The organism is Rhodococcus sp. MEB064 (assembly GCF_000834565.1).
In the GTDB taxonomy this organism is placed as follows: Bacteria; Actinomycetota; Actinomycetes; order Mycobacteriales; family Mycobacteriaceae; genus Rhodococcoides.
The window spans coordinates 1-16573 of the sequence record NZ_JXQS01000053.1 but is presented as its reverse complement, the minus strand read 5'-3'; the positions used below and the strand labels follow the sequence as shown (position 1 = coordinate 16573).

The following is a 16573-nucleotide window of genomic DNA, read 5'->3' as shown; positions in this document are numbered from 1 at the left end:
CGACACCATGACTTCCCCGTTCACCGATTCGACGTTCGTTCCCCGCACCGCGGTGGTCACCGGCGGTGATTCCGGCATCGGCCGCGCAGTCGCCGTCGCTCTGGCCGGCACCGGCATCGATGTCGGCGTGACCTACAACCGCGACAAGGACGGTGCCGACGCCACCGTGCAGGAGATTCGTCAACTGGCCTGTGCAGCGTTCAGCACCCACATGGATCTGACGGACCTGCCCGGTGCCGCCGACGCCGTCGACACCCTCGCCGGCCAGCTCGGCGGCATCGACGTACTGGTCAACTGTTCCGGTACCGGTACTGCCACACCGTTTCTCGACCTCGACTACGACTCGTGGCGCGAGGTGTTGTCCGTCGACGTCGACGGCGCCTTCCTGTGCAGCCAGCGCGCCGCGCGCCTGATGGTGGAGCAGGGCCGCGGTGGTCGCATCGTCAACATCACCAGCGTTCACGAGCATCTCCCGAAGGTCGGCGCGGCACCGTACTGCGCGGCCAAGGCCGGCCTGGGTGGGCTCACCCAGGTGATGGCCCTGGAACTCGCGCAGCACGGCATCACGGTCAATTCGGTTGCACCGGGAGAGATCTCGACACCCATGACCGGTCAGGAGGGCGAGATCAACGCGCGCCCCGGCGTGCCGCTGGGGCGTACCGGGGACGCGCGTGAAATCGCCTCCGTCGTGGCGTTCCTCGCGTCGGCCACGTCCTCCTACATGACGGGAGCGTCATTGGTGGTCGACGGCGGAATGGCACTGATGGGTCCACAAGCCGTGCAATTCGTGCCCGACGACTCGTGGCGGAACGTCTAGGTGCCCTTGACGTTCATGATCTGACGGAGCTCGTGCAGGACCGTCACGAGGTCCCGCGCGTCCTCCATCACCACGTCGATCGACTTGTAGGCATCGGGGATCTCGTCGATGAACTCCGCCGAGTCCCGGTACTCGATACCCACCATCCGCTCCCGCAGATCGTCCTGCGTGTAGCGCTTCCTCGCCTCGGCCCGTGAGAACCGCCGACCCGCACCGTGCGGCGCCGAGTTCAGGCCGCTCGCGCTGCCCTTGCCCTCGACGACGTACGACCGAGTACCCATGCTGCCCGGGATGATCGCCCGCACACCCTCGGCCGCGTGAACTGCGCCCTTCCGGGTGAGCCACACGTCCTTGCCGGCGTGCTTCTCCGGCCGGGTGTAGTTGTGGTGACAGTTGATCCGGTCCGACTCGATTCCCATGTCGGTACCCGTGCGGTGCGCGAACTGGTGCAGGAACCGGTCCATCATCTCGGCCCGGTTGAGGTACGCGAACCGCTGCGCCCACGTCAGATCCGCGATGTACCGATCGAACTCCGGTGTGCCCTGCGCGAGATACGCGAGGTCCCGGTCGGGCAGCTGGATCCACCACTTCTCGCACATCTTCTGCGCGATCGCGATGTGCTTCTTGGCGATCTTGTTGCCCACGCCCCGCGAACCCGAGTGCAGGAACAGCCACACGCGATCCCGCTCGTCGAGGCACAGCTCGATGAAGTGGTTACCGCCACCGAGAGACCCCAGCTGCTGACGCCACTTCGGCGAGTGCGGCAGATCCACCCCGCTCTTCTCGGCCAGTTCCTCGAGCTCCGCGATCTTGGCAGCGGTGAACTCGAACCGGTCGAGGTGCCCGTTGTAGTTACCGGGCGAGAGGGGGATGACGCGCTCGACGTCCTGACGCAGCTGCGCCAGGTCGAGGTCGGCGATGTCGCTGTGGCTCAGCGTCGTCTCGACGCCGATCATCCCGCACCCGATGTCCACTCCCACCGCAGCGGGAATGACAGCCCGTAGCGTCGGAATGACCGTTCCCACAGCGCTTCCCATTCCGGGGTGCGCATCGGGCATGAGGGCGACGTGCGGGTGGATGAACGGCATGGCCGCGGTGCGACGCGCCTGCTCCAACGTGGCATCCTCGATAGCCGAGGCCCAGTTGAGCAGCCGCGGTCCCGCGCCTGTCGGTGGCATGACTTTCTCCTTCGTCGTGTTCGGTGAGGTCCGAACGGTACGTGGAGTCGGCCGTCATCGCGACGTATTAAGTTGCGCGCCTGTCAGGCTCGTCGTTCCATTCGCACGAACACGTCCTTCATCTCGCGCGTTCCGAGGTCGGGTCGATCGATGTCCACCACGTGGAAGGTCAGCTGGCCGCCACGCGCCACGACGAGGTCGGGGATCGTGGGGTCGCTGAAACCGATGTGGATCTCCTCCCCCACGACGAGAAGGGTGTCGACCAGCGAGCTACGACGCATGACGACACCCGAGACGTCCTCGGTACCGTGATCGACGAAACGGGGTCGACCGTCGTCGAGAGTCAGCAGTGTGGCGGCAGGACCAGTGAACGAGAGCACCGCACCCGGCGCAGGCACCACGGACACAGGTCGTCTGGTTCGGGGTCGGAACTTCACTGTCGTCACCTCGGCTGGCTGAGCGGCGCCGCCCTCGACGCCACTTCCATGACATCAGAGCCGAGATCGAAAGTCAGTACTTTCGGCCACTATCTCAGCAGTTTGTCAGCACCGTGCCGGTTTGTGGCGCTCACTATGGTGAGCAGGTGACTCCGGCTTCCCCGTACGACGCCATCGCCTCCGACTACGCGGCAGCGTTCGCGGACGAACTCGCGTCGCGTCCGTTCGACCGGGGGTTCGTGTCGTCGTTCGCTCGATCGGTGCGGTTCTCGCGCGGCACGACCGTTCTCGACGCAGGATGCGGCACCGGCCAGGCAGCGCGGGAACTGGCCGAAGCAGGGCTCGACGTCATCGGCCTGGACGCATCCAAGGACATGGTTGCCGCAGCATCCGGGCCGGCCTCGTGGGTGGTGGGCGACATGACATCGCTCCCTCTCGCCGACAGCTCCGTCGACGGCGTGTGCGCCTGGTACTCGATCGTCCACACCCCCACCCCTGCGCTGGGTGCGCTGTTCGCGGAGTTCCGGCGGGTCACCGTCCCCGACGGCTGGCTCCTGTTGGCATTCCAGACCGCGGCGCCGACACTGGAACTGCGCTCGGCGTTCGGTCAGCCCGTGCACCTCGACTACCTCCGCCACGACGTCGACGAGGTCCAGACCCTCCTCATCGAGAGCGGCTACCTGCTGCACCGGGATGCCGTGCGGTCTGCCAACGCGTCGGAAACCGCAGCGCAAGCGTTCGTGGTGGCGAGGCGCTGCTGATAGTGGAATGTGGACCCCGGATTCCGGGGTCCACATTCCACTTTCGTACGACGGATCCTCGACGAGCGCATCGGCGTCAAAGGATGTGTGGACGAACTGGACAGATTCGCCGGCCGACACGACGGTGTCATCAGCCGGACGCAGGCACTCGACTTGGGTCTGTCGTCCACCGCGCTCGAGCGCCGCGTGTCCATGGGACGGTGGACGCGCATGGCAACGGGTATCTACATGCCGGCAGGCCAACCGATCAGCCAGAAGGCCATGGTGCGCATCGCGGTACTGAGATGCGGTCGTGGCGCGCTGGCGTGCGGACCCACCGCCGCCTGGTGGCTCGGCCTCCTCGAACGACCGCCCACCCACACCTGGGTGACCATTCCGCGCGAGCGTCGGTACCGCGACAGGTCTGTCACGGTGAGGCGACGCGACGTTCCCGCGGCCGACGTGGCAGTCGTCCGTGAGCTGCGTGTCACCGGCGTTGCTCTGACGGTGCTCGAGACAACCGTGATTCTGGAGGAGGCCCGACCCGGAGACGGGACACAGTTCCTCGATCGAGCACTGCAGACCAGCACGTCACTGGACCGGCTGCAGAGTGCTCACGACCGCAACCCCGGGCGAGTCGGCAGACCTCGTGCCGCGGCGATGCTCGTGCACGCGGCATCCGGCGGCGAGTCCGAGGCGGAGCGGATCTTCCTGCGGTTGCTGCGCGCCGCTCGCGTCACCGGATGGGCGTGCGCCGTTCGGTCGTGCGGTTATGTGATCGACGTGGCCTTCGTCGACCGACGGGTGGCGATAGAGATCGACGGCTGGGCGTACCACCGGACGTCCGAGCGCATGGCTCACGACGCGGTACGCCAGAACGCGACCGTGAACGACGGCTGGACGGTGCTCCGGTTCACGTACCACCGGCTGATACGGGAACCGGATGCCGTGATCGCCGAGGTGCGTCGGGCTCTGCGTCGATAGTGGAATCGGCGCCCCGGATTCCGGGGTCCCGATTCCACTATCCCCGTCTCCCACGCAGCAGGATCACCGCGAACGCCGGCACACCCACAAGCGCCGTCACTACACCTACCGGAATTTCCTGCGGCGCGAAGATGCTGCGCGCCAGGGTGTCCGCCCACACCATGAAGACGGCGCCGATAGCCATGGACGTCGGCAAGACCCGATGGTGCGCGGTACCGACGAGGATGCGGGCGGCGTGCGGTATCACCAGCCCGACGAAGCCGATGGCACCTGCCGACGCCACGATGGTCGCGGTCATCAGCGCGGTGACGCCGAGCAGAACGATGTTCAGCCGGAGCAGTGACACGCCCAGAGCGCGTGCGGTATCCGATCCCAGCGTGACCGCATCGAGCGACGGCGCCGCGACGACGCAGGCCACCACCCCGAGACCGACTGCTCCCGCACACACCGCGACGTCGCTCCACCCTGCCCCGGCGAGTGAGCCCAGCAACCAGAACAGCACGCCACGAGTCTGTTCCGCGTCGGCGGACGACAGCACGATGAACGAAGTGAGAGCCGAGAACAGTTGCGTCCCCGCCACACCCGCCAGGATCACCGGACCGGTGCCGCCACCGGCACCGGTCGCGAGCAGCATCACCAGCACGAACGACACCAGGGCACCGACGAAGGCGCCCGTCGACAAGGACAGCGCTCCTGCCCCCACCCCGAGCACCGCCACGGACACCGCGCCCGTCGAGGCGCCGGACGAGATGCCGAGGACGAACGGGTCCGCGAGCCTGTTGCGCAGCAACGACTGCATGATCGCGCCGCACAGCGCCAGCCCGCATCCACTGATCGCGGCGAGAAGCGCACGGGGCAGACGCAACTCCCACACGATGCCGTCTTGAATACGACTCACGTCGGCCGGTGGCCCTCCGAGATGCGAGACCACGACCGCGACGACGTCGGGCACCGTCACGTTCGCCGGCCCCAACGCTATGGACGCGGCGACCGAGGCGAGGACGACGAACAGTCCCGCCGCCACTTTCACGTGCTGGGGTTCCACTCCCGCAGGGCTGCAGCCACTTTCTCGATGCCGTCGATCGTACGGATCGACGGATTGAGGTCCGCGCCGTTCACGACGATGTAGCGCTTGTCGATCACCGCCTGCATGCGACTGGTCACCGGGTTGCTCTCGAGGAATGCGATCTTGCTCGCCAGCGCGTCACCGTCGATGCTGCGTCGGCTGAGGTCGGCGAGCACCAGCGCGGAGGGGTTGCGGTCTGCGACACTCTCCCAATTCACTTGCGGCCATTCGTCTGTCGTGTCCGCGAAGATGTTGCGGGCACCTACCGCGTCGGAGATGACACCCGACGCTCCGCAACAGCCGGCCATGTACGGCGCCGTCGTATCGGCGAACCAGAACGCGAGCGAGGCATCGGACACCCGTCGTGATGCGGCTTGATACCGCGCCCGCAGCTCGTTCACCAGAGCATCGCCGCGCTCCCGCACGTCGAAGATCGCCGCCAGATCGTGCACCTCCTGGAACACTGTCTCGATGCTCAGCGGCTCGTCACGGGCACCGTCCGCGTTGACGCTGGTGGCCGACTTGCCGATGCAGTCGGTCGGCGACAGGTACGTCGGGACGCCGAGCGCGTCGAACCGGTCCCGATCTGCGACCCCGCCCTCCCCCAGCGTGCCGCCGAACGACGCGGTGACCATGTCCGGATCGGAATCCAGCACCGCTTCGAGGGAGGGCTGATTGTCTGCCAGTCGCGGAACCGTCGAGTTCGCGTCGGCAAGGTTCGCCCGTACCGGGTCGGTCCACGTGGCGGTGCCGACCATCCGATCGGCCAATCCGAGGGACAACAGGATCTCCGTCGATCCCTGGTTCAGCGACACCGCGCGCTGCGGAGGGGCGTCGAGGGTGATCGTGCGGCCGCAGTTCTCGAGAGTGAGAAAATGGTCGTCGGCGGTGGTCGCCGGGCCGGTGGTGCATCCAGTGGCGAAGACGCCGACTGTCGTGACGACAGCGGCGATCGCGAGGCGTGGGGTCATGTTCGGTTGTGCCGTCCTGCTGGGAGCCCGTGCGCGGAGCTTCGAGGGTGGTGCCGGACAGCAAGCGATCGGACTTCGAGCCGGAACTCGTCACCGTTGCGCGCCAGTCCCGGAGTCACACCGGGTTCCCTTGCTGAACGACTGTTCGGACGAAGCCTATCCGTTTCCCCGCTCGTACACCCCGACCCACACGCCTCGGAATCTGACGGTGCGATCGGGTTCGGTACCGGGAAAGCATGTCTTCGATACGTCGATCTGATCGGACCGCACCAACTCCCATGTGACGGCGCCTGATTCCGCACACCCGCCAGCCGCCAGCCGCGAGCTGTATCTCTCTACAGACAGTCGGGTCGCTTCTTCTGACGCTCGGACTGCATCGCCCGGTGCCACCTGCCCGTCCAGGAACTCCGCGACGTCTCGGTACGCCACAAGGTGGCCGTCGGAGGACCGGACATCGGCTTGTTGCGGAACCCAGAGGATCAGCAGAGCTGCCGTTGCAGCAATGGTGATAGTCGTCCCAAGTCGGCGCCACACGATCACGGCTGCCAGCACATAGAACGGGACCATCCACACCACGTATCGCGCGCTGAAGATGTGCGTCGTGTGGCCTACCAGCCAGAGCAGCACCGGCGCCGACAACGGTACGAGCAACCATCCCAGCGTCCGGCGGCGGTCACGTCGACTCAGCGTCCAGGCTGCGAACCCGACGCAACTGACGATCAAGAGGATCGCGGGGCGATCTCCACCCAGAAGAATCTTCTCGGCATACTGGAGTCGCCGATAGCCACCTTTCGGAATCCACCCGATGACGCCGGATTGGAAGTGCCCGATCACGGCCAGAGTGCACCCCACGATCACCGCTGGCGCGAGCGCTCCGATGAAGGCACGACTCGGAACAGGTCGGCTTCTGGCGAACAGCACATGAGCGGCGATGATCATGAGCCCGACGATGTGACCTGCACCCACCGAGGCCAGCACCACGGAGTAAAAGACCCACCACCGACGACTGCCGCGCTCTGCGGCCTCGTGTAGTAGCAGTGTCGAGAGGACGACCCCGGCGACAACGAACGCGTACACCCGCGCTTCTTGGGCGTACCTGGTCATGGATGGCGCCGCGATCACCAGAATCACCGCCACGACTGCGCCGAGTGAGTCCACGTACTTGCGTGCCAGGAGGTAGAAGGCAGATGCGGCAACACCGATAGCCAGAACAGAAGGAAAACGGAAAGCGGCATCGGAGGTTCCGAAGACAGAGGTGAACGCTTCGATACCGAAGTAATACGGTGCCATCACGGCATCGAACTGTCGAATGACATCCACGATGCCTGAAAAGCCGCGTGCAGTGTTCTGGGTCGTCGAGACCTCGTCCGCCCACATGGATGGTGACGACAGCCGCCAAGCGTTCCAGGCGACCGCAACTACGAAGACAACCGCGACTTCGACGACGCGGGTTCTTCGCTGCTTCCCAACCCTCACGTCAGTGATCACCATGCTCATGATGCCCGACCGATCGGTCCAGAACTCGTCGTGTCCAGGTGCACGCCCTAGCGCGGTTCCATCCGAACCACGTACCCGTCCTCACCGAACTGCGCGAGATCAGGCCGATCGATGTCCACGACGTGGAACGTGACGTCCTCGTCCGCACCCACGATCATGTCCGGAACGGATTTGTCGGAGAACTCGATGCGGACCCGGTCCTCGTCGGAGCTTCGAGGGTGGTGCCGGACAGCAAGCGATCGGACTTCGAGCCGGAACTCGTCACCGTTGCGCGCCAGTCCCGGAATCACACCGGGTTCCCTTGCTGAACGACTGTTCGGGTACGACTGCAGAGGCTCGAGCGCTGTGGTCGCACGGGTGGCCCGGTGCTACATCTGAGGTTGGCGGCCGAGAATCAGGAAGGAGTCAGCACCTGTTTCACTTCCGTCACGAGGGTCGGAGCAAGCGTCTTGGCAAAGGTTGCCGTGAGGTGCGACTCCGCGTCTCGGTAGACGATGACATTGCCGATGACCGAGGGGCACAGATCAGTCGTGCAGTAGTACTCCGTCAGATCTATCAAGGACACTGAAGGCACCCGCGCAGCAGCTGCGATCAGGGGATCGGGCCGCGACAACGCCTCGCGAGTCGGGGTGCCGCACTCCGCGACCGTGTCCCGCCCGAGGCTCACTCTGGTCAAGCATTCCAATGATTCGGGGCTGACTGCGGGATTGTCTGCTATCACGGCGATCCGGCTGCCAGCGGCTGCGACTGGCGTCCAAGCGCGCTCGTACGACTCTGCGGCAACACCGAGCTGCCCGCCGTATTTACGGCTCGATGTTGTCAGAACCAGGTCGTACTGTTCGGTGAGCAACTGAGACTGAACCTCCTTCATAGGGACCGCGCAGTCACCTTTGCTCTGGTCCTGCCACTGACATCCCCACCCCACGAAGCTGGTCAATCGCCATTTCTCCGACACGAGATACGGGGCTAGAGCGGGAAGCAACATTGCGGCGTGTGAGTCACCCACCAGTGCGATCCGAATTGCGTCGTCGCCCTCGTAGCCGTAGGTGCATGACTTCACGCCTGCACCTTCTCTGCGGAAGCATTCGTACGCTCCCTGGGTGTCATCGGCGAACCGGTCGACGCCCGGTTGCAACGTGATATCCGAGTCTCGCATCGCGCATCCACTCGTAGTCACCATCGCAGGAGCACCGAAGCACGGGTCCGCCTCGTCCGACGGCGCAGTCGATTCGACGACGAGACGTTGGCCTGCCTGAGATTCACCGGACGCACCTTCGTCGAGTTGGATCACCGCAATAGACGCTACGATCACCGCGGCCGCGATGACACCGACCACTCCCCATGCCGTAGGCGAAGTGCCGAGGCCCCGGTCATCCTTCGCTTGTTGACCCCTCTGAAGCCAGGTTGACTTGCGTATCGGGTCCTCGTAGAACCTATAGGTCACCGCGGTCAACCCCACCGCGATGATCAGAGCCGACCCATAGAACACCGGGCCTTTCGGAATGACCGTCAGTAGCAGGATGATCACGGGCCAATGCCACAGGTACAAGGTGTAACTGGTGTCACCGAAGTATCGGATCAGTGGATTCGTCAGAAGTGCCATGCCTCGAACCCGTGCACCATGGAAGGACGCGATAACTATCGCTGTCGACACGACCGGAAGGGCAGCCCACGGCGCAGGGAACTGAGCCGTCGAGTCGATCAGGAACAGCGATGCAGTCACGCCGGCTAAACCGAGATATGCGAGAGCCGGGCGCACGGCCGACGGGATCCGCAGCAGCCAGGGCCCGGCGATCGCGATGAGAGCACCGACGCCGAGTTCCCACACTCGGGTGAAAGTCGAGAAATAGGCGGCATTCGGGTCGACCGCGGACTGGTGCATCGACCATGCGAAGGATACCGAGACCACGGCAAGCATGAATGTGAACAAGCCGCTTTGTCGTGCCCGGGCCTTGCCCCTGCGTTCCAGGCGGCGAGTCAGTGCGAAGATCAGCACCAGCATTACCGGCCAGACGAAGTAGAACTGTTCCTCGATGGACAGCGACCAATAGTGCTGGAGCGGTGACGGGGGTCGACCCTCCTGGAAGTAGTCGGTGCCGACCGCCTCGAAGTGGATGTTCGCGGCGAATACGGCCGCGTAAAGGGCATCGAGCAGAGTCTCTTTGGCTCGTACCGCGGGAAAGAGGATGAAGGAAGCGACGGCCGTCAGGACAAGAACGAGCATTGCGGACGGAAGGATGCGCTTCGCTCGCCGCACGTAGAAGTGCTCGAAGGACAATTTTCCGGTGGTGCTGCATTCACGAATCAGCAATCCTGTGATGAAGAATCCGCTGAGCACGAAGAATACGTCGACGCCGACGAAACCACCTGACGGCCAGCCGAACAGATGGTCAGCGAAGACGGCCAGGACGGCAAGCGCGCGCATACCCTGAAGGTCCGGCCGCCGCCCACCCACCGAGTTCATCTGCATCTCTCTGCTCGCACCAGCGTGTGCAGAATCGTCGAGCGCAACGGTGAATGCCCCTTTCGGCGATCGTCCCGTACGACCGGTTTCTTCATGAGTCGACTCATGGCCCCGAGACGGGCGACTCCTGCGATGAGACCGCCGGGCGTTCTCCACCGACTACTGCGCGTACTTCACGACGGTCACGCCCGTGAACTCGACGATTTCTACCGGACTTCGGTCTGCCGGGCACGAACTCGCTTTGGCGTAGTCCGCTCCACGCACGAGCTCCCACGTCACACCACGAACGAGATCGGCACAATCGACTGCTCGCAATGTCTCGCTGTAACGCTGGACAGATTGCCGCGTACGTAGATCGTTCGATCGGATCACGTCGGTAGGACCGGCGTTCTCGTCGAGGTATCGCACGGCGTCTCTGTAAGCGGCGGTGTGACCGTCGGGTGCCCGCACATCCATTTGGACCGGAATCCACACGACGATCATGACGGCGGCACAGATCAGCGCGAACGTCCGTCCGAGACGCGACCACACGATGACCGCGGCGAAAAGGTAGAAGGGAACAACCCACAGCACGTAACGAACGTTGAAGATATGAGTCACGTTGCCGGCAACCCACAGAACGAGCGGCATTGCCATGATGACGATCAGCCACGACAGCGTTGCCCGGCGATCCCGGTCCACGGCAACCCATACAGTGAAGGCTGCACCTGACACCAGCAGAACCATCGCCGCGATACCACCACCGGCCAACAACTCCAGCGCCACCTGAAGCCGCCAGACCCCACCCTTCGGTATCCACTCGATGACTGCCGTCTGAGTGAGTCCGATGCCCGCTATCAGCGCACCGAGCAAGATCGCGGGCGCAACGGCCGCCGCCAGACTGCGCCAGGGAACACCACGACCGACCGCCAGGACCAGGTGGGACGCGATCACCATGAGTCCGAGAAAGTGTCCCGCCGCGACTGCCACGAGCACGACCGAGTACGCCACCCACCAGTTGCGCTGACGGCGCTCCAACGCCTCGTGCAGCAGCACTGTGGCTACCAGAACGACAGCAATGACGAAACCGTAGACCCGTGCTTCCTGCGCATATCTCGTCATTGACGGAGACGCGATGACGAGGGCTGCCACTATGCACGATTCGACGGGGCCGACATATTTTTCGGCCAAGAGAAAAGCGGCGACCGCGGCCACACCGACAGCGACGACTGACGGGAACCGATACGAAGCGTCCGAGGTACCGAAGACCGAGGTCCACGATTCGATGAAAAAGTAGAAGGGCGCCATCACGGCGTCCTGGTTCCGAACGACGTCGACGATTCCCGACGGCCCGCTTCGTGTGGTGGATACCGTTGCTAGTTCGTCGGACCACATCGACGGAGAGGACAACCGCCATGCGTTCCAGACGACTGCGAACCCGAAGATTGCAACTACCGCGGCCAACCGTGGCGTAGTCCGTGGTGGCGCTTTCTCGACAGTCACGAATGAGATGATGCCGTAACAATCGGTCGGTTCCAACTTGGTGGGATCCCACAACTCCGCGGCGCTTCCTTTCGCCCCACGTAGTTACCTCGTCGACCTCCGGTCGTTGACATCCGACCGATCGGTCCAGAACTCGTCGTGTCCAGGTGCACGCCCTAGCGCGGTTCCATCCGAACCACGTACCCGTCCTCACCGAACTGCGCGAGATCAGGCCGATCGATGTCCACGACGTGGAAAGTGACGTCCTCGTCCGCACCCACGACCATGTCCGGAACGGACTTATCGGAGAACTCGATGCGGACCCGATCCTCCTCGGGCCACAGCGTGTCGACCAGAGCGCTTCGCCGCGCCTTCTGTCCTGAGACATCGACGTACCCGATGTCGACGAATCGCGGCCTGGTGTCCGCGAGCTCGACCAGGAGTGAGACCGGGCCGGTGAAGGTGAGCACGGCGCCGGGAGCCGGAACAACCGTGGGCGCTGAGCGGGAGTGACCGAATCCAGGGAGTCTCACACCCGGCTTTCGTCACACACGCTAGCGAGGATTGTCGGGATTGATCACAATCCGATCTCGGTACCGATCACCTCGTGGGAGCCAGCGGAGCGTCACCGTCGACTTCGCGCGTGTGCTCGACATCCTCCTCGACGTCCGCCACGTGAATGGCGTGTCCGACTCGGACGCCGAGAACGACCGACACCACCATCCAGACGGCCACGAAGCCGATGATGAACCACCACATGTCACGAAGTCTTCCACCGAAACGGGCGACCGAACCGCCTGCGAGGACGCGAAACGGTCACGGTATCCGCTCAGTTCACATACGGAATGTTCACGAAGCTCGGATTCGCCGGGTCCAACTGCACGTGCTGGGGCGCGAGGGCCGAGTCGACGAGCATCGGTCCGAGGGGCAAGTAGCGCGGCACGCTGGCGGCGTAGATGTCCACGCGGATCCGGTGGCCCGGCTGAATCACGGCGTCCGTCGGGAGCAGGTTGATGTCCACCGTCGTCGGGACGCCGGGCACCAGTGGCTGCCTGCTGGCCAAGGTCAGCGCGGGCTTCGCGTCGACGTAGTCACCGTTGGCGGAGCGGGTGCTCTTGCCCTCGTCGATCTGGCGTAGCGACGCGGTGAGAGCACCGTGCGTCAGCGGCGTCGACGTGCCGTCGGGCGCGACGTCGTTCATGGTGGCGGCCCAGAATCCGTCGGGTCGATCCAGCACCGTGTTCAGGTGGATGTTGGTCGCACCCGAGATCTGCGTCGGCGACTCGGCCGGCGCACTGGTGAACGTCAGTGCCTCGGCTTCGTTGAACCGGGAATCCTTCGTGCACGCGGAGCCCAGGATCGCCGCCGCGCCCGCCGTACCGACAGCGGCATCACGCGAGCAGACACCCCGCAATCCGGGAGCGACGGTGAGCCGCGCGGTGTCCGGGGTCGGCGACGATGACAGCGTGCCGTCGTACGACGCATGCCCGGCGGTTCCACTGGGTGCCGCCGCCAGGTAGGTGCGCTGCGACTCCGCACCCGCACGTGGGAACTGATCCGTGGTGGTCCACCCGCCGCCTTGCTGGAGCAGGGTCACGGGACCGTACTTCTCGACGCCGTTGTCGATCCCCTTGAGCCAGTGGTCGAACCACGCGCGCTCGAGCGCATCGAGACGCGGCGGATTGCCCGGTCGACCGAAACCCGCACCGGGGTTGATGTGGTAGCCGTCGCCCATGATCAGCTGCTTGCGTCCGGGCTCCATGGGGATGTCGTTGTAGATGCGCGGCTCACTGTTGGTGAAGATGTCGTGCCAGCCGCCGTAGACCATGGTGGGCACCTCGATCTGCGACAGATTCGCGGACCGATCTGCGTAGAACTCGCCGTCCTGCGCGACACCGAGGGTCTCGGGCCGGATGTCTCCGATGGTCGGCGCCGTGAAAGCGTTCGCGAGTTCCGGAATCAGGATCGCCGGATCCGCCAATCGATCCGCGAGCCACCGAGTATCGAACTGGCCCTGCAGGATCGACTGCACATTCGGGACGAACTTCAGCACGTTGACCAACGTGAGCCACAGCGGCATGAACCCGACACCCAACGCGCCGCCGGTACCCACGATGTCGCGGAGCAGGTCGTTGCCGGGCTCGACCGGGAAGATGGCCTTCAGCGCAGGCGGCCGAAGTGCCGCAGCTTGAACGGAATTGATCGCCGAGTAGGAGATGCCCGACATGCCGACCTTGCCGTCGGACCAGGACTGCCGGGACGTCCAGTCGATGATCTCCGCCGAATCCTGTTGCTCGCGTGGACCCAACACGTCCCACGCACCCTGGGAGAAGCCGGTTCCGCGGGCGTCGACGACCACCTGCGCGTACCCGTTCTGGACGAGGTTCCGGTTCACGGCGAAGATCCGTAGTCCGCCGCCGTCGACCGCCTGCGTCAGATCGGTGATGCCGTCGAACGGCGTACCCGCGAAGTTCAGGCTCGCCAGGAAGTCGAGCACCGGCTCGCTGACACCGGGGATCTGCTGAATCGAGTCGATCAGGTTGCCGACCAGCTTGGTGTACGGCGTGATGTTCAGGACCGTCGGCAGGTCGGTCTCCACCGGGCGACCGGACGCGTCCGCAGGCCGGTAGATGTTGGCCTGCAACACCGTTCCGTCGCTCATCGTGATGGGCACGTCCCAGTCGATGGCCACCTGCGGATACTGCGGCGGGGCATCGGCCGCGGCGGTCCAGGCGACGGCGTCGGCGCCGCCGGTGGGGTCTGCCGTCGCCGGCACCGCGATACCGGTTGCGACGAGAAGAGCGACCAGAACGCCAGACATGACCGTGGAACGACGCCGCACTCGAGCCCCCATGCTCACAAGGAAAGGCGCTCGATCTGTGACCGGCACCACTAGCTTACCGGACGGTAACCTACGGTTGCGTAGAGGTCAACGGTTACTCACGCACCGAACAAGAGGTACAGCCCGAGAAACGTGTAAAGGACCATGACGATCATCAGCGCCAGTCCCCCCAGCAGCGCATGCCTCTTCGGGATCAGCCGTAATGCCGCGTCGTGGGCCAGCGTCACTCCGACCACGTGCCCGATGACCACGCTCAACACGGTGACGGTCGCGACCACCGACGGGTGCGAGGACAGCGCGTAATTCACCGACGCATCCGCGATCCCCAGCGGATTCCACCCTCGGTCGAACGGATCGAACAACGTGAAGATGCTCTGTTGACCCTTTTCCACGAGATAGGTCAGGTAGTGCGCGAAGAAATAGCCGACGACGATGGGTATCAACGAGTGCGCGAGCAGCCCCGGCAGCTGGGCTCGCTTCTCCTTCGTCACCCCGCCGGTCGCACGTGACGCCAGCTGGAAGAACCCACCCACGACGGCGACGCAGACCAGGATTCCGAGGGTGCGCGCCACCACGGGATCACCGACGTCGCGCACGAGGTTCTTCCACGTCGGTGTCTGCGCCAGTGAGTCGAAAGCGGTGGAGCCCAGCAGCATCGCCAGGACTGCAACGGTTCCCCGCCGAACGGGCAGCGTCGCCGCACCGTCGAGCGGGTTGCGCAGCACCACCTGCCGCGTCTCGGGATCGCGTGCCGTCACGGACAGTCGAGCGACGGTGTCGCTGAACACCTCGAACGGGTCGGCCCGTGCGAACCATTCCTTACCGAACACGAGCGCGCCGGCCAGCATGATCACCACGTAGAGCAGGCACCACAGTCGCACCGCAGCAACGGAACCCGGGTCACTGGACGCCAGTTCGAGCCACACGAACGCGAACAGTCCGACCACCGCGGGGAGTACCCCGATGCTCTCCGGCAACGTTCGACGAGGACGCACGGGCAGCACCCGGTAGACGGCGCGGACCGGCGACACGATGCGCCACACCGGCCCGAAGATCAGCGACGCCGGAACCAGACCCACCCAGACGAGGACGTAGAAGACTCCGAGCAACGCATTCGACGAGTCCTGCGGTCCCAGCAGCGATGCCGCGCCGACCCACACGGCCAGCGCGACGGACACCCCGCCGACGACTCCGCGGAACACAGCGGAATCGACGACGCCGGCCAGAGGTGTCGTCGTCCAGTACCGCCGAGGGTTCAACCGCGGTGTCTTCCACGCCAGCAACAGGATTGCGAACGATGCTGCCAGCGCCCACGCGCCGCCGATGAGGGCGTAGGTGACCGGGATGGGGAGATCGGACGAGCCGCCGAGTCCGTGGGCGAGGAGCTCGCTGCTCACGGCCGAACGAGCACCGTGGCGACGGTGACGTCGGCTTCGTGCAGTTCGATGTCGACCGAGCCCGGCACGTCGACCGTGAAGCGGAACTGCTGATCGTCACCGACGGCAACCGGGAAGCTGTGCTCCGGAACCGAATGCACGTGGATCTCGTCCTCGGCATCGCTGGACACGGTCACGACGATCTCCTGACCGACCGTGCCCTCGAGGCGTTGGTCCACTGGCGTGACCTCACCGCCGGCGATGGAGACGTCCAGGGTCGTGGTGGGCGTGATGCGCGGGACGTCCGACGCCGCGACAGATGTGGCCGGTGCCGACGACGTCTGCTCGAGCGTTGCCTCGGTCTCCGGTTCCGACTGCGAGCACCCCGCCAGCGCCAGTACTGCCAGCCCGACCACCACTGCCCGCCTCACGCCGTGTCCTCCCTCTCGTTCGCATCCTTCAATTCGTTCTCGGCGTTCTCCGCCCGCTCGGCACGCCGGTCACGCACGACGATGACGATCACCACGAGGGCGATCAGCAGCGCCGGGATGACAGCCGGAAGTGCCAGGACGACAGAGTGATCCGCCAGGTAGATCACGTTCGGGGCGGGCGTCATACGCGACTGCGCTCCTTGCTGCCCTTCGTCGCGGTGTTACCCGGAGTGGCGAGGCTGATGCGCGCGGTGCCCCAGGAGAGCGACCAGATGAGGGCCAGCGAGCAGGCCAGCACGACGAGGCACG

General features: G+C 65.0%; 17 protein-coding genes. 3 read left to right on the top strand and 14 right to left on the bottom strand.

Going from position 1 to position 16573, the window contains the following annotated elements:
* Positions 1 to 7: 7 nt before the first annotated feature.
* Positions 8 to 817 carry an SDR family oxidoreductase gene (locus tag RU01_RS18265; RefSeq protein WP_042576017.1) on the top strand — a complete coding sequence of 270 codons (810 nt, stop codon included), beginning with the start codon at positions 8 to 10 and terminating at the stop codon, positions 815 to 817.
* On the opposite strand, the gene RU01_RS18260 is transcribed toward RU01_RS18265, so the two are convergent.
* The gene (locus tag RU01_RS18260) at positions 814 to 1995 is read right to left on the bottom strand and encodes an RtcB family protein (RefSeq protein WP_042576016.1); all 1182 of its coding nucleotides are present in this window, start codon (positions 1993 to 1995) and stop codon (positions 814 to 816) included. The two genes, RU01_RS18265 and RU01_RS18260, sit on opposite strands and share 4 nt — an antisense overlap.
* An 83-nt stretch (positions 1996 to 2078) precedes the next feature.
* Positions 2079 to 2375, bottom strand: a complete 297-nt coding sequence (locus tag RU01_RS18255) for a hypothetical protein (RefSeq protein ID WP_156148985.1) — start codon at positions 2373 to 2375, stop codon at positions 2079 to 2081.
* Positions 2376 to 2578: 203 nt separating this feature from the next.
* Here RU01_RS18255 and RU01_RS18250 point away from each other — a divergent pair, with 203 nt between their 5' ends.
* Both RU01_RS18250 and RU01_RS18245 read left to right on the top strand, forming a co-directional pair.
* On the top strand, positions 2579 to 3193 hold the full coding sequence (locus RU01_RS18250; RefSeq protein ID WP_042576014.1) for a class I SAM-dependent methyltransferase: 615 nt from the start codon (positions 2579 to 2581) through the stop codon (positions 3191 to 3193).
* Between the two features lie 87 nt (positions 3194 to 3280).
* Complete coding sequence (locus tag RU01_RS18245) at positions 3281 to 4156, top strand: type IV toxin-antitoxin system AbiEi family antitoxin domain-containing protein (protein ID WP_042576013.1); 876 nt, start codon at positions 3281 to 3283, stop codon at positions 4154 to 4156.
* A gap of 37 nt (positions 4157 to 4193) precedes the next feature.
* On the opposite strand, the gene RU01_RS18240 is transcribed toward RU01_RS18245, so the two are convergent.
* From RU01_RS18240 to RU01_RS18190, 12 genes are all read right to left on the bottom strand, one after another.
* Positions 4194 to 5201: a FecCD family ABC transporter permease gene (locus RU01_RS18240; RefSeq protein WP_042576012.1), complete on the bottom strand. Its 1008-nt coding sequence runs from the start codon at positions 5199 to 5201 to the stop codon at positions 4194 to 4196.
* A complete protein-coding gene (locus RU01_RS18235) occupies positions 5183 to 6193 on the bottom strand; it encodes an ABC transporter substrate-binding protein (protein ID WP_042576011.1) in 1011 nt (336 codons plus the stop codon). The genes RU01_RS18240 and RU01_RS18235 overlap by 19 nt, the downstream gene beginning before the upstream one ends.
* Before the next feature lie 156 nt (positions 6194 to 6349).
* Complete coding sequence (locus RU01_RS18230) at positions 6350 to 7483, bottom strand: glycosyltransferase family 39 protein (protein WP_231568770.1); 1134 nt, start codon at positions 7481 to 7483, stop codon at positions 6350 to 6352.
* Positions 7484 to 7737: 254 nt separating this feature from the next.
* Positions 7738 to 7980, bottom strand: a complete 243-nt coding sequence (locus RU01_RS23545; RefSeq protein WP_042576009.1) for a hypothetical protein — start codon at positions 7978 to 7980, stop codon at positions 7738 to 7740.
* A 104-nt stretch (positions 7981 to 8084) separates the two neighbouring features.
* Complete coding sequence (locus RU01_RS18220) at positions 8085 to 10160, bottom strand: acyltransferase family protein (protein ID WP_042576008.1); 2076 nt, start codon at positions 10158 to 10160, stop codon at positions 8085 to 8087.
* 153 nt (positions 10161 to 10313) lie between these two features.
* Positions 10314 to 11636, bottom strand: coding sequence for a glycosyltransferase family 39 protein (locus RU01_RS18215; RefSeq protein WP_156148984.1), 1323 nt, complete (start codon positions 11634 to 11636; stop codon positions 10314 to 10316).
* Positions 11637 to 11791: 155 nt separating this feature from the next.
* Positions 11792 to 12148: a hypothetical protein gene (locus tag RU01_RS18210; RefSeq protein WP_156148983.1), complete on the bottom strand. Its 357-nt coding sequence runs from the start codon at positions 12146 to 12148 to the stop codon at positions 11792 to 11794.
* Between the two features lie 67 nt (positions 12149 to 12215).
* A complete protein-coding gene (locus RU01_RS22955) occupies positions 12216 to 12374 on the bottom strand; it encodes a hypothetical protein (RefSeq protein WP_156148982.1) in 159 nt (52 codons plus the stop codon).
* Between the two features lie 70 nt (positions 12375 to 12444).
* Positions 12445 to 14436 carry a CocE/NonD family hydrolase gene (locus RU01_RS18205; RefSeq protein ID WP_231568764.1) on the bottom strand — a complete coding sequence of 664 codons (1992 nt, stop codon included), beginning with the start codon at positions 14434 to 14436 and terminating at the stop codon, positions 12445 to 12447.
* 119 nt (positions 14437 to 14555) lie between these two features.
* The gene (locus RU01_RS18200; protein ID WP_042576004.1) at positions 14556 to 15854 is read right to left on the bottom strand and encodes a hypothetical protein; all 1299 of its coding nucleotides are present in this window, start codon (positions 15852 to 15854) and stop codon (positions 14556 to 14558) included.
* The gene (locus tag RU01_RS18195; RefSeq protein ID WP_042576003.1) at positions 15851 to 16264 is read right to left on the bottom strand and encodes a hypothetical protein; all 414 of its coding nucleotides are present in this window, start codon (positions 16262 to 16264) and stop codon (positions 15851 to 15853) included. Before RU01_RS18195 ends, RU01_RS18200 begins: the two co-directional genes overlap by 4 nt.
* Positions 16261 to 16449: a hypothetical protein gene (locus RU01_RS18190; RefSeq protein WP_042576002.1), complete on the bottom strand. Its 189-nt coding sequence runs from the start codon at positions 16447 to 16449 to the stop codon at positions 16261 to 16263. Before RU01_RS18190 ends, RU01_RS18195 begins: the two co-directional genes overlap by 4 nt.
* Between the last annotated feature and the right edge of the window lie 124 nt (positions 16450 to 16573).

What these genes read in the sequence shown, in the direction of transcription:
- RU01_RS18220 (WP_042576008.1), bottom strand. Translation starts at nt 10,160, where the DNA reads ATGCAGATGAACTCGGTGGGTGGGCGGCGGCCGGACCTTCAGGGTATG.
- RU01_RS22955 (WP_156148982.1), bottom strand. Translation starts at nt 12,374, where the DNA reads ATGTGGTGGTTCATCATCGGCTTCGTGGCCGTCTGGATGGTGGTGTCG.
- RU01_RS18190 (WP_042576002.1), bottom strand. Translation starts at nt 16,449, where the DNA reads ATGACGCCCGCCCCGAACGTGATCTACCTGGCGGATCACTCTGTCGTC.
- RU01_RS18205 (WP_231568764.1), bottom strand. Translation starts at nt 14,436, where the DNA reads ATGTCTGGCGTTCTGGTCGCTCTTCTCGTCGCAACCGGTATCGCGGTG.
- RU01_RS18260 (WP_042576016.1), bottom strand. Translation starts at nt 1,995, where the DNA reads ATGCCACCGACAGGCGCGGGACCGCGGCTGCTCAACTGGGCCTCGGCT.
- RU01_RS18235 (WP_042576011.1), bottom strand. Translation starts at nt 6,193, where the DNA reads ATGACCCCACGCCTCGCGATCGCCGCTGTCGTCACGACAGTCGGCGTC.
- RU01_RS18265 (WP_042576017.1), top strand. Translation starts at nt 8, where the DNA reads ATGACTTCCCCGTTCACCGATTCGACGTTCGTTCCCCGCACCGCGGTG.
- RU01_RS18230 (WP_231568770.1), bottom strand. Translation starts at nt 7,483, where the DNA reads ATGGCACCGTATTACTTCGGTATCGAAGCGTTCACCTCTGTCTTCGGA.